The following is a 22314-nucleotide window of genomic DNA, read 5'->3' on the forward strand; positions in this document are numbered from 1 at the left end:
GGTGATCGGCGGGCTGTCAGAATTCCCGCGTGGGGAACAGTTACCGCGGTATCGCACAGGTTCTCGTCGAGGTGGGCGTGCTCTCCTTCGAGGAGGCGAGCGCGAGGGTGGCGGGGGCGGACGTCGACCAGCCCGTCGAGGACGACGAGATCGGTGAGACGCTCGCCGATCTTGGGGTGGCGTTCGTCGTGCCCGGCTACGACGTCGACGACCTCGAGGAGAGCTATCGGAGCGTCCTGCAGGACGCGGGCCGGGTCGCCGGCGTGCGGATTCACGACATCCGCCTCGACGGCGGCGAGCTGCACTGGCGGCGGGACGGCGAGCCGGTGTCGTGGCACGTCGAGCACCTGTCCGACGCCTACCTCGACCATCTGGCGTGCTTCGAGTTCGTGCACCTGCTGGAACCGGACGACGAGCGGACGTTCCACTCGATGCCGCAGCAGGAGTCCGGTGACGACAGCGTGTACGTGCTCGCGTCCGCCGAGCAGGCGCGGCGGCTGAGCGAGGAGCTCGGGCTCGTGTTCGACTAGCACCCAGGCCGAGAGCTCGGCCTGGGTGCCGGATTCCGTTACAGGAGCTTGCAGTTGCGATCCGCCATGCTCCAGCCGGACCAGTCGCCCGCCTGGTCGGTTGCGCCGACCGCGTACCAGTCGACGTCCGCCGCGTTGATTCCGTGGTCGGACAACTTGATGAAGAAGAAGACGCCGTGCACGGTGTCGCCGGTGTTGGTCATCGGGTGCAGGGTCCAGCCTCCGGCACTGGCTCTCCAGACCGCGAGCGTGGCGTTGAGCCGGGTGTCGTCGCCGTCGGGGTCGGTGAAGTCGGCGAACACGTGGCCGTTGAAGCACTGGAAGTAGCCGGTGAACTGGGGTGGCTGACTGAACGCCGCGGACTGCGTCGACACCTCACCCGGGATGGTGGGTTGTGCTGCCGCCACACCGGTTCCGGCCAGTGCGACCAGCGCCAGCACGGACACCGCGACCGCGAATGCTCGTAGTTTCACTTGATTCCTCCCAAATCGCCTGAGTCGAGCGGCGCAAGGTGATCATGTAGATCTTGGAGAGCGGTTGGAGATCTGTTGGAACTCACGACGAATGTGTCGATAGCGTGGGTTCGTGCGCCACGTGCCGGAGGAACGTCTCGAGCTCAACGTGTTGGGACCGTTCGAAGTGATGGTGGGTGCCAGGGCGGTGCGGCTGGGCGGGCCGCGTCAGCGTTCGGTGCTGGCCCTGCTGCTGTTGAACGCGGGACAGGTGGTGCCGGTCGATCGCCTGGTCGACGCGTTGTGGGCCGGTGACCCGCCGCGTGCGGCGGAGAGCACGTTGCGGGGATATGTGTCGCACCTGCGGAAGTCGTTGACGGACTGCGGTGTTGCGACGCCGGGTCCGCTCATCACCCGGCCGTCGGGTTATCAGCTGGAGGTCGAACCCGACCAGGTCGACGCGGACAGGTTCGAACGCGCGCTGGCCGACGGCCGCAGGTCGTTGCAGGGCGGTGATCCCGGCGAAGCAGCCTCGGTGCTGCGGGCGGCGCTCGGGTTGTGGCGCGGCCCCGCCTTGGCCGACCTGGCGGGGGAGTCCTGGGCCAGAGCGCACTGCGCCAGGCTGGAACAGCTGCGGCAGGCGGCGATCGAGGCTCGCGTCGAGGCGGACCTCGGGCTCGGCAGGCACGGTGAACTCTTGAGCGAGCTCGAGGTGCTGGTCGCCGAGCATCCGCTGCGGGAACGGTTGTCGGCGCACCGGATGCTGGCGCTGTACCGCAGTGGACGGCAGGCCGAAGCGCTGGAGGTCTACCGCACGACGTACGCACTGCTGGCCGGAGACCGCGGCATCGAACCCGACGGCGCTCTCCGCGAGTTGGAAAGCGCTATCCTGCGCCAGGACCCAGCTCTGGACTGGGTAGCGCCGCCGAGGCCGTCGTCCCCGGCGGAGCTGCCGGCTGACGTCGCGACGTTCACCGGACGAGCCGCGTCGCTGGCCGCACTGGACGACCTGCTGCCCGGCGGTGCCCGCTCCGCTCGGGCGGTGGTGATCTCCGCGATCGCCGGAGCCGCGGGAATCGGGAAGACCGCCCTCGCCGTGCACTGGGGGCACCGCGTCCGCGATCGGTTTCCCGACGGCCAGCTGCACATCAACCTCCGCGGCTACGACACCGGCCCGCCGGTGCCGCCCGTCGAGGCGCTCGCGCGGTTCCTGCGCTCGCTGGGGGTTCCGGCCGATCAGGTGCCGATCGAGGTCGAGGAAGCAGCGGGCCGGTTCCGCAGCCTGCTGGCGGACCAGCGGGTGCTGGTGCTGCTGGACAACGCCGCCAGCGCGGACCAGGTCCGTCCACTGCTGCCGGCGAGTCCCGGCTGCCTCGTGCTCGTCACCAGCAGGCACCGCCTGACCGGTCTGACCGCCCGCGAGGGTGCCGTCAGCCTCGACCTGGACGTCCTCAGCGCGTCCGAAGCGCGGGAGCTGTTGGCGAGCATCATCGGCCACGACCGCGTCGAAGCCGAACCGCAGGCCGCCGCGGAACTCGCCAGGCTGTGCGCCTTTCTGCCGCTGGCACTGCGCATCGCCGCCGCCAACCTCGTCCACGGCACCCGTCCCCGAATCGCCGACTACGTGACCGAGTTGCGCGAGGGGGACAGGTTGACCTCGTTGGCGGTCGACGGCGACGAGCAGAGCGCCGTGCGCGGTGCGTTCGACCTCTCCCGCGCCAGGCTGCCGCCCGAGCTCCAGCGGTTGTTCCGGCTGCTGGGGGCCGCACCGGTGGTGGACTTCACCCCGGCATCCGCCGCGACGCTGACGGACATCGTTGCGGAGCGGGCGACGTCGCTGCTGAACGGACTGGCCGCCGCACACCTGGTCGACCACCACTCGCCCGGCCGGTACGGCCTGCACGACCTCCTTCGCCTGTATGCGGCCGAACACGCCCTCCACGAGGAAACGGAGACCGAACGCGAAGCAGCCATCGAACGTTTCTATGACTGGTACGTGCAAACAGGGGCCGCGGCGGCGCGATTGCTGTATCCGGAGATGCTCCGGCTGCCACTTCCCGCCGCCGCGAGCACGACCCGTCCACTCGGTTTCGAGAGCCACCACGAGGCGCTGGCGTGGCTGGACGCGGAACGGGTCAACGTGCTCGCCATCGTCAAGCACACCGCCCTGCACGGGCCGAAGCGCGTCGCATGGCTGCTGGCCGACATCCTGCGCGGCTATCTGTGGACGGGCATGCACACCGTCGACTGGCTGACCATCGCGCAAGCCGGTCTGGCGGCCGCGACGGCGGAGGGCGACCTGCACGCCCAGGCCGCGTCCAGGCTCAGCCTCGGCAACTTCCACAGTGGACTGAGCCGGTACGGGCAGGCGTCCGAGCAGTACGGGGTGGTGCTGGCGTTGACCCGGCGGATCGGTTGGCTGGAAGGACAGGCGACGGTGCTCAGCCAGCTGGGCAACGTGGGCTGGTGGTCGGGACGGTTGACCGACGCCGCCGAGAACTTCGCGGAGGCTCTTGCTCTCGACCAGCGGACCGGCCGCCGCGCGAACCAGGCCGCCAATCTCGACAGCCTGGGCATCGTCTACCGCCAGCTGGGGCGGCTGGCCGAGGCCGCCGACCACTCGCGCAGAGGACTCGCCCTGTTCCGGGAGTGCGGGACGCGCATGGGGGAGGCGGTCAACCTGTGCAACCTCAGCAAGATCTGCCACGACCTCGGCCGGTTCGACGACGCACTCGACCACCTGTCCCGCGCACTGGCGTTGCACCGCGAGGTCGGCGACCGCAGCAACGAAGCCGGCACGTTGGACGTTCTCGCCGCCGTGCACCGCGACCGCGGCGACTACCCGCGCGCGGACGAGCTCGCCACCGCGGCGGTGGCCATGACCCGCGAGACCGGCGAACGACGCCTCGAAGCGGACGCGCTCAACACCGTTGCCTCCATTCACCTGCGGCTCGGCAGGCACCGTCGAGCCGTCGAGCAGTACCGGCTCGCGCTGAGCGTCGCGCAGGAGACCGAGACCCGGTACCCCGAGGCCGAGGCACTCATCGGACTGGCCGATGCGGGGCTGTGCCTCGACCAGCTCGACCGGGCCCGCGACCACGCCCGCCGAGCACTCGTGATCAGCGGTGAGGTCGGCTACCGCGTGCTGGAGGGCAAGGCGCACACGGTTCTCGCCGCGATCGAGCTCGCCCAGCACGACACCGACCGGGCCGTCCGGCACGCCCGCCGGGCCCTGTCCGTCCACCGCGGCACCGGCCACCGCCTCGGCCAGGCCCAGGCACTCCTGGTGCTCGGCAACGCGCTCCGGCACACCGCGGCCGGCCGCGGCTACCGGCAGGAAGCGGTCGCACTCCTGCTCGACATCGGCGTGCCGGTCGCCGATTCCGTGAGCCGGTGAGGTCGGGCGCCTGCTAGGCTCCGGCCCGCTCAGCGCCAAACGAGATCAACAGCGTGCGCGTGCTTCTCGTCCGTTCGCGCCACCGTTCGGTGCTGCCGCAAGGATTTCACCGGCAAGCAGGATCAGGTGATCATGAGACGCTCTCCTCGCTTCGTCTTGGCCGCGGCCTTGTCGTTCGAGTTGGTGCTCGCGCTCGGAGCGAGCGGATGTGCGGGGGCGCCGGAAGAGCGCCCCAAGATCGGCTACGTGCTGTCGAACAACACGTTCCACTTCGCGCGGGAGATGGGTGCGGGCTTCCACGCCGGTGCGCAGATCGCCGGTGGCGTCGACACCGACGTGACCGGCCCGCCCACGAACGACGTGTACAAGCAGATCGAGATGTTCAAGGAGCTGACCGCCAGCGCGAAGGGCGGCATCGCGGTGTCGGCCTCGGACCAGGCGATGTTCGCGGGCCCGCTCGCCGAGGCGTCCGCCGCCGGGATCCCGCTGCTCGTGTCGGCCGCGCGCCCCCTGCCGTCCTCGCAGGTGAAGCTGCTCGTCGAGAACGACAACTACGAGCTCGGCAAGATGCTGGCCGCCGAGGCGATCAAGCGGCTGCCGCCGGACACCGCGGGCAAGGTCGTCCTCGGCGCCGACATCCCGGCTCACCCCGCGCTGGCCCAGCGGGCGACGGGCATGCGCGACGAGTTCGTCAAACGACTGCCGAACGTGCGGGTGCTGGGGCCGTTCGACACGCAGCGCGAGGAAGCGTCCAACCTGGCCGCCTGGCAGCTGCTCGTCGCGGCCAACCCGGACGCCGTCGCGTTCCTGGGCACCGGTGACACCGATGCGGCCAACATCGCCAAGGTGCGCATCAGCACCAAGGGCACCTGGTTGGCCGGAGTGTGCAGCATCGCGTCACAGGTGCTGCAGAACGTCAAGGACGGCCACATGTTCGCGGCGGTGTCCCCGGAGCACCTCCTCAAGGGAGCCATGACCGGGTGGCTGCTGGCCGAGCACGCCAAGGGCACCCGGCCGTTGCCGGAGGGGTGGCTGGCCACCCCCGGCCTGGTGATCACCTCGTCCAATGTGGACGAGATCATGCGGCGCCAGTCCTCGGACACCGACAAGCAGGCGTGGTTGAGGTCGCAGACCCAGCAGATCACCGGTTCGGCCCAGCTCGTGCGGCCACTCGACCAGGCCAGGTACTGACGTTCGCCGAACCGGACTGTTACGAGACACGTCCGGTTCGGTGACGTGATGTTCGATCTGTGCTTGATCCATGATTTTCGTTGACCTGCGGGAAAGCGCTATCTAGATTGTTTGAGCCCGATCTCCGATCACGGATCGGAGTACGGAGGCCCTCTAACGGCGGAGCGGCACGATGCTGACGAAGATGCTCGAGGCACGGAGCATCGCACGGGGAGCGGTGGTCGGCCTCGCCCTCGGACTCATCGGCCTGACCGGGTTGTCGTTGTGGGGCAACATCAGCATGCAGCGGGCGACGTCGCGGCTCGACGCGCTCAACGACGTGAGCGACCAGTGGAACCAGATACTCCAGCGCGTCGACGTGGAAGACCACGCGATGAGCGACTACCTCCGGTCCCGCGGCAACGACGTGCTGCGGCAACCCCTCGCGTCAGCTGCGGGCTCCGCGCTGGAACACCTGGCGTGGCTGGAATCCCACGGCGCGCCCGATGACGTCGCGACGGTCACGCGGGTGCGCGAGCTGTACCGGACCTACACCACGATCCAGCAGGAGATCCTCACGTCCGGTGACCGCCAGGACCTCGGCAGGCTGGAGCTCCAGGGCGACGAGGCGAAGCTCGCCCTGATCTCACTGCGCAAGCAGCTGTCCGCGATCATCCAGGTCAAACGCGTGCACACGGCGGAGTACCTCGACGAGGCCGACCAGAAGAACCGCGGCCTGCAGGTCGCCACCTTCGCCGCGTTCGGCCTCAACCTCGGCCTGGTCGGCCTGTGCGCGGCCGTCCTGATCAGCTATCGGCGCAGGATCCTCCGGCAGGTCGCCAGAAACGAGCACGAGGCGCTGCACGACGCGCTGACCGGCCTGGCCAACCGCACGCTGCTGGCGCAACGCACCGAGGAGGCCATCGAGCGGTCTCGGGGGAGCGGCGAACCGGTCGGTCTGCTGCTGGTGGACCTCAACCGCTTCAAGGAGGTCAACGACACGCTAGGGCACGTGTGCGGCGACCGGCTGTTGCAGCGCGTGGCGGCTCGCCTCGCGGACGCGGTGCGGCAGGACGACACCGTGGCGCGCCTGGGCGGCGACGAGTTCGCAGTGCTGCTCCCGCGGATCAGCTCGGTGACGGGCGCGGCGGAGGTGGCTGAGCGAATGCACGCGGCGCTCGGTGGTCCGGTCGATCTGGACGGGCTGTCCGTGGAGGTCGACGGCAGCATCGGCATCGCCGTCTACCCGCTGGACTCCACGGACGCCGACGAGCTGCTCAAGTACGCCGACATCGCGATGTACGCCGCCAAGCGCAACCACCTCGGGGTGGCCCGCTACGAGCCCAGCCTCGACGAGCACTCCACCGCCCGGCTCGCGGTGGTCAGCGAGCTTCGCCGCGCGATCGACCACGGCGAGCTGGTGCTGCACTACCAGCCGAAAGCCGTGACGTGCAGCGGCGCGATCTGCGGCGTGGAGGCGCTCGCCCGGTGGCAGCATCCGCGGCGCGGACTGCTCGGCCCCGGCGAGTTCATCCCGGCGGCCGAGGAGAACGGTCTGATCGGATCGTTGACCAGGTACGTGCTGAGCTCGGCGCTGCGCCAGTGCCACGCCTGGCTGATGGACGGGTGCACCATGCCCGTCTCGGTCAACGTCGGCGCCCAGTGCCTGCTCGACCCGACGTTCCCCGACCAGGTCGCCGGCTTGCTCGACCGCCACCAGGTGCCCCCGCACATGCTCACGCTGGAGATCACCGAGAGCGCGATCGTCGCCGACCCCGCGCGCGCCAACCTCGTGCTCGGCGAGCTCGCCGACAGCGGTGTGTCGCTCTCCATCGACGACTTCGGCACGGGCTACTCCTCGATCGCCTACCTGCAGAGCATGCGGGTGCACGAGATGAAGCTCGACCGCCTCTTCGTCACCGAGCTGTGTTCGAACCCCCGCAACAACGCGATCGTGCGGACCTTGCTCGAGCTCGCGCACGCCTTCGAGTTGCAGGTCGTCGCCGAGGGCGTGGAGGACGGCGAAACGTGGGCCGCCCTCGCCGAACTGGGGTGCGGCATCGTCCAGGGCTTCTACCTCAGCAAGCCGCTGCCCGCCGACGAGTTCGCGGCGTGGCTCCAGCAGGACGGCTCACGAGCTCACACCCGACTGGCTGAGCTGTGACTCCGGCACCTGGGTGCCGCCGACCGGTCCCACCTTCCCGCCCAGCGTGCTGCAGTTGACGTCGCCGGTGGACGCGGATGACGACGAGGCAGGTGGCGTCGCCGCGGTGGACGAGCTCGGGTGCTCGTGGGTAAGGGTGCCGAGTTGTGCTGGCAGGTGCAGGCCGAGAGCAACGCGGTGAGGGCGAGCAAGATGCCCGCTGAGCTGATGCGCGTGATCATCGGTACCACGTCTCGCGGCACCGGGGCGGCAAGCACGAGCGCGTGATGTCCCTTCGGGCGGGAGTACTGGCCGATCGGGCAGACGACGTCAGTGGTCCTCGTCACGAACGCCCGGCAGCACGACGCGGAACACCGCGCCCTCGGCCGGCGCCGTGTCGAGCTCGACCCGGCCTCCGTGCGCCGCCACGAGAGCCGCGACGATCGCGAGACCGAGGCCGGTGCCGCCGTTCTCCCGGCTCCGCGCGGAGTCGGACCGGTAGAACCGCTCGAACACGCGCTCGGCCTGCTCGGGCGCCAGCCCCGGCCCGTGGTCGGCCACCTCGACGACCGCCGTGTCGAGCAGCCGGACGTCGATCGGTGAGCTGCCGGGTGTGTGCGTCACCGCGTTGTCGATCAGGTTGCTCAGCACCTGCCGCAGCCTGGCCTCGTCGCCGAGCACCACGACGGGCCCGGACGGCAGCCGCACCGACACGGTCCGGTCGGGTGCGATGGCGCGGGCGTCCTCCACCGCGTCCACGACCAGCACGACGAGGTCGACCGGCGACAGCGCGAGCGGGCGGTCGGAGTCCAGGCGGGCCAGTTGCAGCAGGTCCTCGACGAGCAGGCCCATCCTGGCCGCCTGGTCCTCGATCCGCCGCAGCACGAGAGCCGGGTCGGCCGCGGCTCCCTGGCGGTAGAGCTCCGCGTAACCGCGGATCGACGTCAGCGGGGTGCGCAGCTCGTGCGACGCGTCGGCGACGAACTGGCGCATGCGCGACTCCGAGCGGACGCGCACGGCGAACGCCTGCTCGATCTGGCCGAGCATCACGTTCAGCGCCGACGCGAGCCTGCCGACCTCGCTGCCCGGCCTGCGCACGGGCACTCGGCGGGAGAGGTCGCCCGCGGCGATCTCCTGCGCCACCGACTCGACCTCCTCGAGCGCCCGCGTCGACGACCGCACGAGCACGTAACCCAGGCCAGCCACCAGTGCCAGCGCGCCGAGGCTGATCAACAGGAACGTGATGCGCAGGTCGTCGACGGCGGCGTCCACATCGGACTGATCTAATGCGACGATCAGCTCGTCGTCGCCGATCGGGCGCATCAGCACCCGGTACGAGCCGACCGTGACGTGCTCACCGGGCGTCAGCGTGCCGTAGGCGGGCAGGCCCGCGAAGGCGGTGCCGGAGAGGACGGAGGAGGAGTCCCGCAGCACGACCGTGTCGCGGGTCGGGACCCAGCGGGGCGCGGACGCGAGGCGGTCGAGCCGGGCGTCGAGCTGGCCGAGCAGGTAGTGCTCCATCACCTGCGAGCCGACCAGCCACGTGCCGAACAGGCCCGCGGCGAGGAGGGCCACGAGCACGATCACCAGGCGCAGGCGCAGCGTCATGGGCGGAGCACGTACCCGATGCCGCGGACGGTGTGGATCAGCCGCGGCTCCACCGTGTCGACCTTGCGGCGCAGGTAGGAGATGTAGGACTCGACGACACCGGCCTCGCCGTCGAAGTCGTAGCTCCACACCTGGTCGAGGATCTGCGCCTTGGACAGCACGCGGCCGGTGTTGCGCAGCAGGTAGTGCAGCAGCTTGAACTCGGTCGGCGAGAGGTCGACGATCCGGTCGCCGCGCCGCACGACGTGGCTCTCCACGTCGAGCGACAGGTCCGCGCAGTGCAGCCGCTCACCCGTGAAATCGGGACGGGTGCGGCGCAGCACCGCGGTGACGCGGGCGATGACCTCCTCCAGGCTGAACGGCTTGGTGATGTAGTCGTCGCCGCCGATGGTCAGGCCGGTGATCTTGTCGTCGGACGCGTCACGGGCCGTCAGGAACAGCACCGGCACCTGCGTTCCGGCCGTCCGCAGGCGGCGCAGCACCTCGAAGCCGTCCCGGTCGGGCAGCATCACGTCGAGCAGGACCAGGTCGGGCGCGTGGGACGACACCGCGCGCAGCGCCTCGCCGCCGGTCGCCGCGCTGTCCACGGCGAACCCCGCGAACCGCAGGCTGGCGCACAGCAGTTCGCGGATGCTCGGCTCGTCCTCGACGACGAGCAGCTGGCCGCGGTCCACGCCACGATCCTGCATCAGCCGGTCGGCGGCCGCTGCGTGACGGTCTGCGCGGTCACCGAACCGTCGTCGCCCTGCTGGCCCTGCACGACGACCTGGGTGCCCGCCTTGAGGTCGCCCAGCTTCCCATCCTGAGTCACCTGAACCCGGGTCTTGTCCGAAGTGGACACCTTGACGACCGTGCCGTTCTGCGTCTTCACGTAGATCGTGGCGCCGTCGACGTGGTCGATCGTGCCCACCGTGCCGCGGCCGAAACCGCCCGCGCGATTGGCGCCCGACGGCGGCGTGCTGCCGTCACCCCGCTGCGGGAACTGGCGGCCGGACGCGTTCTGGCGTGCCGAGTTGGCGGTGGAGCCGAAGGACTTCTGCACCAGGATGCCGCCGACGAACGCGACGACGGCGAGCACGGCGACCCCGAGGATGATCGTGGTCCTGCCGATGCCGCTCTTCGCCTGCTTCAGCTCGGTGGTGATGTCGCCCTGGTTCAGCGGTTGGTCGAGGGGGTTCAACGTCGATCTCCTATTCGTGCCGCAAGGCTTCGATGGGGCGCAGCTTCGCCGCGCGGGACGCCGGGTAGCTGCCGAAGAACAGGCCGATCAGCGCCGACACCGCGAACGCGAGCAGCACCGACGACGGCACGAGCACCGGCTGGATGCCCGCGATCGTGAACTGGCTGCCGATGACACCCGCCGCGACGCCGAGCGCGCCGCCGAAGAGGCTCAGCAGCGTGGCCTCGATGAGGAACTGGCCGAGTATCGACGACCTCGGGGCGCCGACAGCTTTGCGGATGCCGATCTCCCGGATCCGCTCGGTGACCGTGACCAGCATGATGTTCGTGATGCCGATGCCGCCGACCAGCAACGAGATCGCGGCCACCGACGCGAGCAGCACGGTGAACGTCTCGGTCGTCGCCGTCCGGGCGGTGAGCAGCTGGTCCTGGCTCAGGATCCGGTAGTCCGCGGTGGCGCCCTCGCCGATGCGGTGCCGGCCGTTCAGTATCGTCGTGGCTTCCGCCTGCGCCCGTGGCAGCGCGTCGGCCGACACCGCCTGGACGACGATCTGGTTCAGGCTCCCGTACCCGGTCAACGCGTTCTGCGTCGTGGTCAGCGGCGCCACGGCCATGTCGTCGGCGTCCTGCAGTCCACTCGAGCCCTTGGACGTGAGCACGCCGACCACGGTGAACGGGATGTTGTTGACCAGCACGGACTTCCCGACCGGGTCGAGACCGGGGAAGAGCTGGGTGGCGACGGTCGCGCCGATCACCACGACCTTGCGCGCCTGCTGGACGTCGTTGTCGGAGAACAGGTTCCCCTGCGCGACACCGCTGTTCGTGGTCTCGAAGTAGCGCGGGTCGGTGCCGAGGAACTGCCCGATGGCGTAGCTGGTGCCCTGGAAGCTGGCGGTCGCCTGAGCGGACACCACCGGCGAGGCGTGCCTGATGCCGGGGGAGTCGGCACCGACGAGCGCGGCCGCGTCGGCCGTCGTCAACGGCTTGACCGGACTGCCCTGCTGCGCCCGCTGCTGACTGATCGTCAGGATGTTCGTGCCCAGCCCGGCGATGCTCTGCTGCACCGCGCTGGACGCGCCGTTGCCGACCGCGATCAGCAGGATCACCGACGCGACGCCGATCAGGATGCCCAGCGTGGTGAGGCCGGAACGCATCTTGTTCGCGGTCAGGCCGCGCACCGCGAACGCGGCGATCTCGAAGAGCCTCATACGAGCACCCCCGCGACCCGGCCGTCGACGACCCGGACCGTGCGCGTGGCGTGCGCCGCGACGTCGTCCTCGTGCGTGATCAGCACGACTGTGCGCCCGCTGGCGTTGAGCCGGTCGAAGATGCCCAGCACCTCACGGCTGGAGTCGGTGTCGAGGTTCCCGGTCGGCTCGTCGGCGAGCACGATCGCCGGTGACGTGACGAGCGCCCGCGCGATCGCGACGCGCTGCTGCTGGCCGCCGCTCAGCTCGTTGGGCCGGTGGGTGCTCCGGTCGGTCAGCCCGACGAGCTCCAGCGCGGCCAGCGCACGTGCCTTGCGTTCCGCACGTCGAACTCCCGCGTACACCAGCGGGAGCTCGACGTTCGCGAGTGCCGTCGTGCGCGGCACGAGGTTGAAGGACTGGAAGACGAACCCGATCTTCCTGTTGCGCAGCAACGAGAGCTGCTGCTCGGCGAAGTCGCTCGTGTCGATGCCGTCGAGCCGGTACGTGCCGGCGGACGGCACGTCGAGGCAGCCCAGGATGTTGAGCAGCGTCGACTTGCCCGACCCGGAGGCACCCATGATCGCGATGTATTCGCCGCGCTGGACGGTCAGGTCGAGGCCGCGCAACGCGTGCACGGCCGTGTCGCCCGCGCCGTAGACCTTGCGGAGACCCTCGACCTCGATGACCGGGGTCATCGCCCGTTCCCGGTGCCGCCGAAACCGCCGTTGCGCCCGGCGCCGGGGAAGTTGCCGGTCCCGGTGGGGCGGTTGGTGTTCTGGTTCGTCGTGACCTGGGGGAGAACGACCTCCTCACCGGCGTTGAGACCCGAGGTGATCTGCACGTACTGGTCGCCGCGCACCCCGACCTCGACGGTCTTGCGCGTCTCCTGACCGTTCTCCAGCACCTGCACGGAGCTCGCGCCGCCGACCGTCTGCACGGCGGCCGCGGGCACCGCCAGCGCGTTGGCGGCCTGGTTGACCGTGATCTCGACGCTCGCCGACTGGCCGGGTTTGAGGCCGTCGGGCGGACTCGTCAACGCCAGCGTCACGCCGTACTGCACGACGTTGTTGGAGGTCGTCGGCGTGAGGTCGATCTGCGTGACCTTGGCCTGGATGGGCTGCGCGGGCATCGCGTTGACGGTCACGGTCGCCGCCTGGTCGCCCTTGAGCTTGCTGACGTCGCTCTCCGAGACGTTCGCGTGCACCACGAGGTTCTTCAGGTCGGTGACCACGACGAACCCGCTCGGGGCGGTCGTGGTCGTGGTGCTCGAGCTGCTGCTGTTCCCGCTGCCGACCTTCTGCCCGACGGAGCCGGTGATGGAGGTGATCGTGCCGTCGCCGGGCGCGGTCAGCGTGGTGCCCGCCAGCGCGTCCTGCGCCTGGGCGAGCGCGAGCTGCGCCTGGTTGTAGGCGGTGAGCAGCGCGGTCGTGCCGGTGCCCTTGGCGAGCGCCGCGTCGACGTTGCCCTGCGCGACGTCGACCTGCAGCTGGGCCTGTCTGCTGTCGAGCTTCGCGAGCGGCTGCCCCTTGGTGACGGTGTCGCCGACCTTCACGTCGATCTTGGTCACCGTGCCGCTGGCGCTGAACGACGCCGCGGCCGTGTAGGAGCTCTGCACGGTCCCAGCCGCGGTCACCACCTCGGCGACGTCCCGGTTGGCCGCCGCCGCGGTGCGCGTGGTCGCGGGCTGGGCGCTCCCGGACGAGCCGAAGAACACCAGGTAGCCCGCGACGCCCGCGCCGAGGAGCACCACAGCGAGCAGTCCGTTGATGATCCACGCACGGCGCGTGCGTCTACGTGTCATGGGCTGAGATCGTGGCCCGTGAAGCTGTAGGAGGGCTGCGAGTTTCCTGGCAGTTTCCTGTAGATCGGTCAGTGCGCCGTCATCGAGGCTGCTTGGTCACCCACTCGTACTGGCCGCGCACCTCGTCCGCCGTCGCGGCCCGGTCGAGGAACATCAGGCCGTCCATCCGGCAGTTGCAGGCGTTGGTCTCGCGGTTGTTCTGCGGGTGGCTGCCGCCGATCTTGATGCCGCGCGGGTTGGTCGCGGACGAGAAGTCCGGCTCCGGCGGGCCGACGATCTTCCACGGGTCGCCCTTGACCGCGAAGTAGCCGTCGACGGGCTTCCCGTCGACGTAGAGGCCGATCGCGCCGGTGTCGAAGTCGAAGGTGCCCGCGATGAACACCCACTTGTTGGGCGGCACCAGCGTCTTCCAGTCGGCGTTGGACAGGAAGTACTGCTTGTCGCTGCCGTCCACGCGGCGGGCGAGTGCGATCAGCCGCATCGCGCCCTTGTCGTTCTCGGTCTCCAGCAGTGCGCGCGCGGCGTGGCCGTCGGAGTCGCCGGACAGCACGCCCGCGAAGCCGATCGCGCCGTAGAAGTCGCCCGTGCCGGAGCTGTTGGAGTTCCTGGCGGGTGCCTCGCCGGTGACCTTGATCCACGTCATGATCGACAGGCCGCGCACCTTGTTGAACGCCTTCATGGAAGACACGCCCTTGGAGTCGTAGACCCCGGCCTTCCAGTCGTCGTTGCTCTTGTTGTTCGGGCGGACCTGCTTGAGTTGCATCGACGTCTTGCTGCCAGGGAACGCGCCGTCCGCGGTGCGCATGGCCGCGCCGCCGTTGATCAGCTGGATCGGGGTGGAGGACCCCGTGCGGCCGAGGTCCTGCTCCTTCGCCGCGTCGCCGGCGACCGGGTGTTCGAAGTCGTAGTGGTGCACCACCGCGGACGCGATGCCGGGGAACACCTCCGACGGAGGCTGAGACTGCGCCGGAGCCGCGAGCGCGGTGCCCAGCATCAGCGCCAATCCCGCTGCCGGCAGCATTTTCCTCTTCACGACTGTCCCTTCCCGGTGATCTTCAGGTCGCGGACGCGGCCGATGTTGTCGAACGAGCCGAAGCCGACCCGGCCGGTGGTGAGCACCTTGTTCGTCGCGGTCATCAACGGCGTCGAGGCTCCGTCCACGTACACCGCGATGTCACCGGTCTCCGCGCAGTGCTGCACGCGCACGCTGTGCCACTTGGCGTCCTTGATCGCGGGCGGCGCGCCGACCGAGTTCTCCGGATCCCACTGGTCGTCGATGCGCAGCCGGTCGGCGTTGTTCACCAGGAAGATCCCGTTGTGCGGATAGATCCTGTTGTCCGTCGACAGGTGCACGTAGTAGAACTTCGTGTCCGACTGGTGACCGAAGACGATGATCACGTCGCGGTCCTTCTGCGAGACCGGCGTGTCCAGCCGCACCTGCGCGTCGATGACCGTGGAGCCGAACACCGGTCCCTTGGTGACGACGGCGTACTCGTTGGGCCTGCGCGGGCCGGGCCGCTGCGTGCCCGCCTTCGAGAGCACGACCTCGCTGCCGGGGAACTGCCACCGCGACGGCGTGATCGCCTTCCAGTCGCCCTTGCCGGTGACGCCGCTGACCGTGTCACCGCCGGTGTCGCACGCCTCGAACGTCTGGACGGTGCCGGTGATCTTCCAGATCCGGCCGTTGGCCTTGGCGAGCACGTACAGCTCGCCCGCGGCGTCCTGACCGAACCGCAGGTCGACCCGGCTCTTGCCGGTGAGCGTCTTCAACGTGGTGCGCTTGCCCGCCGAGTCGTACACCGCGAGCTCGAAGGTCTTCGCGAGCGCGGAGCCCGCGCGCATGTCCTTCTCGTCGGCGTAGTAGATCAGTCCCTTGACGCCCTCGCCGTAGATGTACTTGCCCTGCAACGCCGGGATCGCCGAACCTCGGTAGACGAACCCGCCGATCAGCGCGTTGCCGCTGTCACCGCAGCCGCCGTTCGGCCGGGCGTGGTCGAAGCCGGCGACGGGATAGGTGTAGCCGTTCTTGGCGTCGTCCGCGGGGAGCGGGTAGAGCTGGCACTTCGCGTCACCCTTCTTGTAGGTGAGGTGCCCTTCCCGATTGCTCCAGCCGAAGTTCGCGCCGGGCTTGACCTCGTACACCGACTCGATGACCTTCTCGCCGATGTGGCCGAGGAACATCTTGTGCGTGCCGCCCTGGTCCCAGCTGAACCGGTACGGGTCGCGCAGGCCGATCGCGTAGATCTCGCCCAGCGTGTTCGGCCTGCCGATGAACGGGTTCGACGGGGGAATGCCGTACTTCTTGTTCCCGCTGTTGGTGCCCGCCGGGTCGATGCGCAGGATCTTGCCCTGCGGCACCTTCGTGTCCTGCGGAACGCCTGAGTTGTACCCGATGCCGCCGTCGCCGACCGCCAGGTACAGCAGGCCGTAGTCGCCGCTGCCCGGCTGCGCCGTCGGGTTGAACCCGATCTCCTGGAACCCGTGCAGGTACATGGCGAAGCCGATGCGCAGCAGTTCCCGCCGCGAGCCGGCGAACGTCGCCGCGTTCGGGTTGGTCGCCGTCCACTCGGTGACGACGCCGTGCACCACCATGTTCGACGGCGACGGCAGGTCGGTCTTCTTGTTCTTGAGCGCGTTGCCCGCCTCGGTGTGCACGGTGTAGAACTTGCCGTTCGTGGCGAACTGCGGGTGGAACGTGACGAAGCCGAACCCGCTGCCGAGGCCCTTGTGGTTGTGGTTGTCAGCGCCGACGGTGGCCTTGATGTCGAGATAGGTGCGCTGGCCGCTGCCGTCGCGGTTCAGCGTGTACATCTTGCCGTTCATGTCGGGCACGTAGAACCGCCCGGAGCCGTCCGGGATCTCACCGAGGTAGTTGACCCGGTTGTACTGCTTCAGACGTGAGTCCGACGGAGCGGGGCTCGGTGCCGACTTCGGCAGCGTCGCGATCTCCTTGAGCGTCACGCCCAGGCCCGACGGTGCGGGCGCGGGGATCGGGTCGGAGACCGGGCCGGGCTGAGCCGCGGCCGGGATCAGCGAGGAGGCCGTCAGCACTAGAGTGGCGACCAGCACCGGGAAAGACCGTCTGGACATCCCACCACCTCGTGGCTTCGGCCGTGTTTCCACGGCACGGGAAAGCGCTTACCAGGCGGCAGGGACATCACACTACGCGCGCGCGCCGGAGAGCGACAAGACCTCCGGCAATCAGCCTTGTTTCACGTCGGGGGTGGGGCCTGTTCGCCACCCGCTCGGATCCCGGAATGAACCGGTACTACCAACTAGTGACTTGCTCAGCAAGCCCAGGTATAACTTGTTCTCATACGGCAAGAGTGAGGATCATCACATGACCCACACAAGGACGTGTGACAACGGTTTCAAGGGTCCCTCCCGGCGCACCTTCATTGCAGGAACAGGTTCTATTCTGGTCGGCACGGCCCTCGCCGGCCATGCCTCTGCGGCACCAGCGGAGGCCGTTTCCGCGTCCACTCAGATCGCCGACGGGGCGGGAGTCGTTGCTCTGGTCATCGGTACCGGATACGGCGGTTGCGTGGCAGCGCTGCGCCTCGCGCAGGCGGGTGTCGACGTCCACATGGTCGAGATGGGCATGTCGTGGGACACCCCCGGCCCGGACGGCAAGATCTTCGCCAACACGACGACCCCTGACCAGCGGTCCTTCTGGCTCCGGACCAGGACGAAGCAGCCGTTGAGCAACTTCCTGGGGTTCCCGATCGACAAGGCGATCCCGCGCTGCACCGGGATCCTGGACGCCGAGGAGTTCAGCGGCATCACCGTCTACCAGGGCCGCGGCGTCGGTGGCGGGTCGCTCGTCAACGGCGGCATGGCGGTCACGCCCAGGCGCGAGCACTTCAGTGACGTCCTGTCCTCGGTGAACGCCGACGAGATGTACAACGTCTACTACCCGCGCGCCAACGCCGAGCTCGGGGTCGGCCTCATCGACCCGGCCTGGTTCGACACCACGGCGTGCTACCAGTACGCCAGGGTCGGTCGCAAGCACGCCCAGCGGTCCGGCTTCCCGTTCGTCTTCGTGCCCACGGTGTACGACTGGAACTACATGAAACAGGAGGCGGCCGGGACCGTCCCCAAGTCGGCGCTGGCCGGCGAGATCCTCTACGGCAACAACTACGGCAAGAAGTCGCTGCAGAAGACCTACCTCCCGAAGATCAAGGCGACCGGCCGGGTCACCATCTCGCCGCTGCACAAGGTCACCTCGGTCGCGCCGGCGGCCGGTGGCGGCTACGCGGTGACCATCGACCAGATCAACACCACCGGCGACACGCTGACCACCAAGACCGTGACCGCGGCCAAGGTGTTCTTCGCGGCGGGCAGCGTCGGCACCAGCAAGCTGCTGGTCAAGCTGAGGTCCACGGGCGTGCTGCCGAACCTGAACAACGAGGTCGGCAAGGGCTGGGGAGACAACGGGAACGTCATGTGCGGCCGCGCCAACCACCTGTGGGACCCCACCGGCCCGCTCCAGTCGTCCATACCCACCGCCGGTATCGACAACTGGGCGAGCGGAGGCGCGTTCGCCGAGGTGGCGCCGCTGCCGACCGGGATCGAGACCTACGCGTCGTTCTACCTGTCGATCACCAAGAACCCGAACCGCGCCGAGTTCTCCTGGAACGCCGCCGCGGGCAAGGTCGACCTGAGCTGGCAGACCGCCTGGAAGCAAACGTCCATCACCGCCGCCAAGACGATCTTCGACAAGATCAACGCGAAGGAGGGGACGATCTACCGGACCGACCTCTTCGGCGTCTACAAGATCTGGGGTGACCACCTGACCTACCACCCCCTCGGCGGCGCGGTGCTGAACAAGGCCACCGACAACTACGGTCGCCTGCACGGCTACGCCGGTCTGTACGTCATCGACGGAGCGCTGATTCCCGGCAACACCAGCGTGAACCCGTTCGTCACCATCACGGCGCTCGCCGAGCGGAACATCGAGAAGATCATCGCCACCGACCTGTGACGACAGTCCGATGTGGAGCCCCGGCTCGGAGCCGGGGCAGCACGCAGGCGGTGTCGAGGCCCAGCACGTGGTTCAGCCTGCCGAACGCGAGCCACGCGCCGATGCTCATGCTCAGCTCCACGATCTCCAGCTGGCTGTAGTGCGCGGTCATCCGAGACCAGAACTCGTCGTCGAGACCGTGGTGATCCAGTGCGTACCGCTCGGCGTACTCCGCGGCCAACCTGGTGCGGTCGTCGAAGGCGTCGGTGGTGCGCCACTGGGTCACCGCGTCGGCGAACTCGTCCTCGACCTTCTGACCGTCCCTTTCGGTCCGCCAGTCCAGGCAGAAGACGCACCCGTTGATCTGCGCGATCCGCAGCCGCGCGGCCTCGAACTCGCGGAGCCCGAGTGTGGTGTGGGCGTACACCGCCAGCGAGAACTTCGATGCGGCGACACCGATGCCGGGCACCATCTCGCCCCACACGTACCCGATCGGGTCCTTGCCCTGCGGGATGTCGATGTTCATCGCGTGCTCCTTCCGAGCTTGCCGGCCGCGGGGCGCAACGGGACGTCGAGCGCGTCGTAGAGTCCGGGATCCGCCTGCGCCAGCCAGTCGATGGCGTTGACGAGACGACCGACGGCGGTCGCATTGCCGCCAGCGGAACGGTTCTCGCCCTCGTCGGTGGCCTCGACCGAGACCTCGATGCGCGGGCGTCCCTCGATGATCACCTTGTGCGCGCCGTCGCCGGAGGGCGGCATCGGCCAGTCGGTCGCGCACGACGCGTGGATGCGCGTGACGTGCTCGATGACGATGAGCGGCTCGCCGCCGACGATGCCCTGCACCTCGAACCGGATCGCACCCTGGGTGCCCGCCTCGAAGTCGCCCATGGTCCTGGTCGTCACCGCGGCGTCGAGCGCGCGCCGGTCCACGGTCTCGCGGATCTCGTCGACCTCGACGCCCAGCGCCCTGGCCATCAGCCGGATCTGCCCGCCCCACACCATGGTCGGCACCGTCGCCATGAGCATCGGCGCCTGGTAGTCCAGCGGCTGTCCCATGCCGATCAGCCACCGCACCGCGTCGGGCTGGTCGTAGGTGGAGTAGTCGAAGATCTCCTGGCAGCGGATCGCGTCCACCTCGCTGCCCAGTCCGCTGATCAGCAGCGGCAGCACGTCGTTGCCCCAGCCGGGGTCGACGCCGGAGACGAACAGCGAGCCGCCGCCCTCCGCGATGGCCGCTAGAACAGGTTCCCTGAGCTCGGGCGGGGCGCTGCGGTGGTCGTAGAGCGCGTACAGGGAGGGCGTGACGACCACCGCGCCCGCCCGGATGGTCTTGGCGATGTCGGCGAGTGCGTCGTCCGGCCGGATGTCGCCCGACGCCGCGTACACCACGGCACGCGGACTCGCGGCCAGCACCGCGTCGACGTCGTTCGTCGCCGTGATCCCGAGTTCCTGGTCCAGCCCGGCGAGATCGCCCGCGTCACGGCCGACCTTGTCGGGGTTGTGGACGACCACGGCCGCCAGTTTCAGCGCCGGATGGGCCTCGACGGCACGAATGGCGGCACGTCCGACGTTTCCCGTGCCCCACACCACTGTGGCGATCATGCGTTGTAGGGTAACTAGAACACGTTTCAGTGCATAGGCCCGCGGAAATCCCGGTCCGATGTCCACTCGCGGGGAGCAGTCGCGGTCGTCCGGTGAAAACCTTTGCCGCTCGAGCCGCGTCTACAAAGGAGCGTGTTCGGTGAGTGCGGCGAGCACGGCGGCGACGGCGGGCGGGTCGGGTGGGTCGCCGTAGGTGGCGGCGTAGATCCGGCGGTGGAAGCCGGTGAGCTCGGTGGCGTGGACATCGGGCCGGCGATGGGCTCGGAGCGCGAGTCCGGGCAGGGTGGTCACGCCGATGCCGGCGGCCACCAGTGACTGCACGACGACCATGTCGTCGCTGAACGAGGCGATGCGGGGGGTGAAACCCGCGTGCCGGCACACGGCCTTCAGCTCGTTCTGGCACCGTTCGCACCCGCCGATCCAGGCGGAGTGGCGGTGGTTGGCAAGACTGTCGTCAGGGTGCTGACTGATGAGGTAGATCGGGTCGTCGTCGACGTGCAGGAGGCGGAATCCCTCGTCCTCGACCGGGGCGTCGGCGTGGCGGAAGACGAGTGCGACGTCGACCTCACCGTGCCGCAGCATCTGCAACGCTTCGACCGGATGCTGCTCGAACAGGCTCAGCTCGACTCCGGGGTGTGCCCGCGCCAGCTCGGCAGCCGCGCTGGGCACGATCGTGCTCAGCGCGGATGCGTTGGCGGCCAGCCGGACCCGCCCGGCCTGCAGGCCGACCTGCGCCGCGAGCTCGTTGGTCGCCGCGTCGACCCGTCCCATGATCTCGGCGGCCCGGTTGGCCAGCAGCCGTCCTTCCGGCGTCAGCCGGACCCCGCGGCCGACCCGCTGAAGGAGCTTGACGCCGGTGGCCGCCTCCAGGCGGGACAGGTGGTGGCTCACGGACGGCTGCGAGTAGTGCAGCTCTCTCGCCGCCTCGGTCACCGACCCGTGCCGGGCCACCGCGGCCAGGACCTTGAGGTGGACCAGGCTGAGCATTGATAGACGATATCAATGTGTTCTGCGCCGAACTGGCATTGGACGTCATGCCACGCCTGCTCCAGGCTGAGCCGCATGGGCAAGGTGACCTGTGACCTCACGATCTCGGCCGACGGATACGCGGCGGGGCTCAACCAGACCGAGCAGCGCCCGTTCGGCGACGACGGCGGCGACGGCTGGGGCGACAAGCTGCACGCCTGGTACGGCGAAGGCCCCGACGAACACCCGGACGAGTTCGCCCGGATGATGACGGCGAAGGCGTTCATCATGGGGCGCAACATGTTCGGCCCGGTGCGCGGTGAGTGGGACCGGCCGTGGAACGGCTGGTGGGGCGACGATCCGCCGTACCACGGCCCGGTCTTCGTGCTGACCCACCACCCGCGCGACCCGCAGCCGATGGGCGGCGGCACCACGTTCCACTTCGTCACCGGCGGAATCGAAGCCGCGTTCGAACGCGCACGCGAAGCGGCCGGGGACGGCGACATCTCCATCCACGGCGGTGCGACCACCGTGAACCAGTACCTCGCCGCCGGCCTGATCGACGAGATCCGGCTGCACGTCGCGCCGCTCGTGCTCGGCGCGGGCACGCGGCTGTTCGACGGCGTCCCGCCGCTGAACCTCGAGCAGGTGACGGCGCGGGCCGCGACCTCGGTCACGCACCTGATCTACCGCGTGCTGTCCTGACCCGGAAGGCGGACCATGGAACCCAGCGGCGCCCTGCAGACCTTCATCGACGACGTGGAGCTCGTGGTCGGCACCACCGACGACGAGCACGAGATCACCGAGCGGGTCGCGGAGCTCTTGTCCGCTCTGCTGGCCAGCGGCTACCGGCTCCCGCCCGAGTTCACGCGGCCGTCGGAGGAGCACCACGTCAACTACCCGCTCCACATCGCTCCCGGCAGCGGGTGGTCGTTGGCCTCCGTCGTCTGGAACGCGGGTCAGCGCACGCCCGTGCACGGACACGAGACCTGGGGCGTCGTCGGCATCTACTCGGGGGCCGAACGCGAGATCCGCTACATCAAACCCGCCGAGTCCGGCGGACCACTCACACCAGCAGGCGAGCACGTGTGGGAGCGCGGACAGGTCACCGTGTGTTGCACGACCGACGACGACGTCCACGCGGTCGCAGCCGTCGGCGACATACCCACTGTCGGGATCCACGTCTACGGGGCCGACATCGGCACCATCGAACGACGGCTGTACGACCCGGCGACCGGAGCGGTCCGGAGGTTCGTCTCGGGCTGGAACACCCCAGCGGTCTGACACCGCGCCGCCCGATATACCCATATGAC

Annotated in this window: 20 protein-coding genes; 8 read left to right on the forward strand and 12 right to left on the reverse strand. The window is 69.3% G+C overall.

The window, feature by feature from the left end; all coding sequences use genetic code 11:
• The first annotated feature begins 29 nt into the window (after positions 1-29).
• Entirely contained in the window at positions 30-530 is a 501-nt protein-coding gene (locus FKR81_RS43275) for a hypothetical protein (protein ID WP_186762736.1), read from the forward strand.
• 38 nt (positions 531-568) lie between these two features.
• Here the strand turns inward: FKR81_RS43275 and FKR81_RS03465 are convergent, their stop codons facing one another.
• Entirely contained in the window at positions 569-1003 is a 435-nt protein-coding gene (locus tag FKR81_RS03465; RefSeq protein ID WP_146349423.1) for a hypothetical protein, read from the reverse strand.
• 112 nt (positions 1004-1115) lie between these two features.
• Between FKR81_RS03465 and FKR81_RS03470 the strand changes: the two genes are divergently transcribed.
• The 4 genes from FKR81_RS03470 to FKR81_RS43280 all read left to right on the forward strand — a co-directional run bounded on the left by FKR81_RS03470 (position 1116) and on the right by FKR81_RS43280 (position 7980).
• Positions 1116-4379 carry an AfsR/SARP family transcriptional regulator gene (locus FKR81_RS03470; protein ID WP_146349424.1) on the forward strand — a complete coding sequence of 1088 codons (3264 nt, stop codon included), beginning with the start codon at positions 1116-1118 and terminating at the stop codon, positions 4377-4379.
• A 132-nt stretch (positions 4380-4511) separates the two neighbouring features.
• Positions 4512-5570, forward strand: a complete 1059-nt coding sequence (locus tag FKR81_RS03475; protein ID WP_146349425.1) for a sugar ABC transporter substrate-binding protein — start codon at positions 4512-4514, stop codon at positions 5568-5570.
• Between the two features lie 172 nt (positions 5571-5742).
• Positions 5743-7713 (forward strand): putative bifunctional diguanylate cyclase/phosphodiesterase, encoded by a 1971-nt coding sequence (locus tag FKR81_RS03480; RefSeq protein ID WP_146349426.1) that lies wholly within the window; start codon positions 5743-5745, stop codon positions 7711-7713.
• Positions 7714-7833: 120 nt separating this feature from the next.
• A complete protein-coding gene (locus FKR81_RS43280; protein WP_186762737.1) occupies positions 7834-7980 on the forward strand; it encodes a hypothetical protein in 147 nt (48 codons plus the stop codon).
• A gap of 42 nt (positions 7981-8022) precedes the next feature.
• Here the strand turns inward: FKR81_RS43280 and FKR81_RS03485 are convergent, their stop codons facing one another.
• The 8 genes from FKR81_RS03485 to FKR81_RS03520 form a co-directional block, all read right to left on the reverse strand.
• Complete coding sequence (locus FKR81_RS03485; RefSeq protein WP_146349427.1) at positions 8023-9300, reverse strand: sensor histidine kinase; 1278 nt, start codon at positions 9298-9300, stop codon at positions 8023-8025.
• Positions 9297-9989: a response regulator transcription factor gene (locus FKR81_RS03490; RefSeq protein ID WP_146349428.1), complete on the reverse strand. Its 693-nt coding sequence runs from the start codon at positions 9987-9989 to the stop codon at positions 9297-9299. Before FKR81_RS03490 ends, FKR81_RS03485 begins: the two co-directional genes overlap by 4 nt.
• Entirely contained in the window at positions 9989-10480 is a 492-nt protein-coding gene (locus tag FKR81_RS03495; protein WP_146349429.1) for a cytochrome c maturation protein CcmE, read from the reverse strand. Before FKR81_RS03495 ends, FKR81_RS03490 begins: the two co-directional genes overlap by 1 nt.
• Positions 10481-10490: 10 nt before the next feature.
• Positions 10491-11687, reverse strand: a complete 1197-nt coding sequence (locus tag FKR81_RS03500) for an ABC transporter permease (RefSeq protein ID WP_146349430.1) — start codon at positions 11685-11687, stop codon at positions 10491-10493.
• A complete protein-coding gene (locus FKR81_RS03505; RefSeq protein ID WP_146349431.1) occupies positions 11684-12364 on the reverse strand; it encodes an ABC transporter ATP-binding protein in 681 nt (226 codons plus the stop codon). The genes FKR81_RS03500 and FKR81_RS03505 overlap by 4 nt, the downstream gene beginning before the upstream one ends.
• Complete coding sequence (locus FKR81_RS03510) at positions 12361-13470, reverse strand: efflux RND transporter periplasmic adaptor subunit (RefSeq protein WP_146349432.1); 1110 nt, start codon at positions 13468-13470, stop codon at positions 12361-12363. Before FKR81_RS03510 ends, FKR81_RS03505 begins: the two co-directional genes overlap by 4 nt.
• Before the next feature lie 79 nt (positions 13471-13549).
• Complete coding sequence (locus FKR81_RS03515; protein WP_146349433.1) at positions 13550-14491, reverse strand: LamG-like jellyroll fold domain-containing protein; 942 nt, start codon at positions 14489-14491, stop codon at positions 13550-13552.
• Positions 14492-14499: 8 nt separating this feature from the next.
• Positions 14500-16560 carry a PQQ-dependent sugar dehydrogenase gene (locus tag FKR81_RS03520; protein ID WP_146349434.1) on the reverse strand — a complete coding sequence of 687 codons (2061 nt, stop codon included), beginning with the start codon at positions 16558-16560 and terminating at the stop codon, positions 14500-14502.
• A gap of 454 nt (positions 16561-17014) precedes the next feature.
• Here FKR81_RS03520 and FKR81_RS03525 point away from each other — a divergent pair, with 454 nt between their 5' ends.
• Positions 17015-18454: a GMC oxidoreductase gene (locus FKR81_RS03525; RefSeq protein ID WP_235921256.1), complete on the forward strand. Its 1440-nt coding sequence runs from the start codon at positions 17015-17017 to the stop codon at positions 18452-18454.
• On the opposite strand, the gene FKR81_RS03530 is transcribed toward FKR81_RS03525, so the two are convergent.
• From FKR81_RS03530 to FKR81_RS03540, 3 genes are all read right to left on the reverse strand, one after another.
• Positions 18435-18959, reverse strand: a complete 525-nt coding sequence (locus FKR81_RS03530; protein ID WP_146349436.1) for a carboxymuconolactone decarboxylase family protein — start codon at positions 18957-18959, stop codon at positions 18435-18437. The genes FKR81_RS03525 and FKR81_RS03530 overlap by 20 nt on opposite strands.
• Positions 18956-20035 (reverse strand): NAD(P)H-dependent amine dehydrogenase family protein, encoded by a 1080-nt coding sequence (locus FKR81_RS03535; protein ID WP_146349437.1) that lies wholly within the window; start codon positions 20033-20035, stop codon positions 18956-18958. The genes FKR81_RS03530 and FKR81_RS03535 overlap by 4 nt, the downstream gene beginning before the upstream one ends.
• Before the next feature lie 120 nt (positions 20036-20155).
• Positions 20156-21022, reverse strand: coding sequence for a LysR family transcriptional regulator (locus FKR81_RS03540; RefSeq protein WP_146349438.1), 867 nt, complete (start codon positions 21020-21022; stop codon positions 20156-20158).
• A gap of 75 nt (positions 21023-21097) precedes the next feature.
• Between FKR81_RS03540 and FKR81_RS03545 the strand changes: the two genes are divergently transcribed.
• Both FKR81_RS03545 and FKR81_RS03550 read left to right on the forward strand, forming a co-directional pair.
• Complete coding sequence (locus FKR81_RS03545; RefSeq protein ID WP_146349439.1) at positions 21098-21706, forward strand: dihydrofolate reductase family protein; 609 nt, start codon at positions 21098-21100, stop codon at positions 21704-21706.
• Positions 21707-21721: 15 nt separating this feature from the next.
• Complete coding sequence (locus FKR81_RS03550; RefSeq protein ID WP_146349440.1) at positions 21722-22285, forward strand: cysteine dioxygenase family protein; 564 nt, start codon at positions 21722-21724, stop codon at positions 22283-22285.
• The last annotated feature ends 29 nt before the right edge of the window (positions 22286-22314 follow it).

The sequence above is a fragment of the Lentzea tibetensis genome (assembly GCF_007845675.1).
Classification (GTDB): Bacteria; Actinomycetota; Actinomycetes; order Mycobacteriales; family Pseudonocardiaceae; genus Lentzea; species Lentzea tibetensis.

Bases quoted from the DNA above. Each gene is read 5' to 3' on its own strand.
- FKR81_RS03475 (WP_146349425.1), top strand. From the start codon at position 4,512: ATGAGACGCTCTCCTCGCTTCGTCTTGGCCGCGGCCTTGTCGTTCGAG.
- FKR81_RS03480 (WP_146349426.1), top strand. From the start codon at position 5,743: ATGCTGACGAAGATGCTCGAGGCACGGAGCATCGCACGGGGAGCGGTG.
- FKR81_RS03485 (WP_146349427.1), bottom strand. From the start codon at position 9,300: ATGACGCTGCGCCTGCGCCTGGTGATCGTGCTCGTGGCCCTCCTCGCC.
- FKR81_RS03490 (WP_146349428.1), bottom strand. From the start codon at position 9,989: ATGCAGGATCGTGGCGTGGACCGCGGCCAGCTGCTCGTCGTCGAGGAC.
- FKR81_RS03500 (WP_146349430.1), bottom strand. From the start codon at position 11,687: ATGAGGCTCTTCGAGATCGCCGCGTTCGCGGTGCGCGGCCTGACCGCG.
- FKR81_RS03505 (WP_146349431.1), bottom strand. From the start codon at position 12,364: ATGACCCCGGTCATCGAGGTCGAGGGTCTCCGCAAGGTCTACGGCGCG.
- FKR81_RS03510 (WP_146349432.1), bottom strand. From the start codon at position 13,470: ATGACACGTAGACGCACGCGCCGTGCGTGGATCATCAACGGACTGCTC.
- FKR81_RS03515 (WP_146349433.1), bottom strand. From the start codon at position 14,491: ATGCTGCCGGCAGCGGGATTGGCGCTGATGCTGGGCACCGCGCTCGCG.
- FKR81_RS03520 (WP_146349434.1), bottom strand. From the start codon at position 16,560: ATGTCCAGACGGTCTTTCCCGGTGCTGGTCGCCACTCTAGTGCTGACG.
- FKR81_RS03530 (WP_146349436.1), bottom strand. From the start codon at position 18,959: ATGAACATCGACATCCCGCAGGGCAAGGACCCGATCGGGTACGTGTGG.
- FKR81_RS03535 (WP_146349437.1), bottom strand. From the start codon at position 20,035: ATGATCGCCACAGTGGTGTGGGGCACGGGAAACGTCGGACGTGCCGCC.
- FKR81_RS03540 (WP_146349438.1), bottom strand. From the start codon at position 21,022: ATGCTCAGCCTGGTCCACCTCAAGGTCCTGGCCGCGGTGGCCCGGCAC.
- FKR81_RS03545 (WP_146349439.1), top strand. From the start codon at position 21,098: ATGGGCAAGGTGACCTGTGACCTCACGATCTCGGCCGACGGATACGCG.
- FKR81_RS03550 (WP_146349440.1), top strand. From the start codon at position 21,722: ATGGAACCCAGCGGCGCCCTGCAGACCTTCATCGACGACGTGGAGCTC.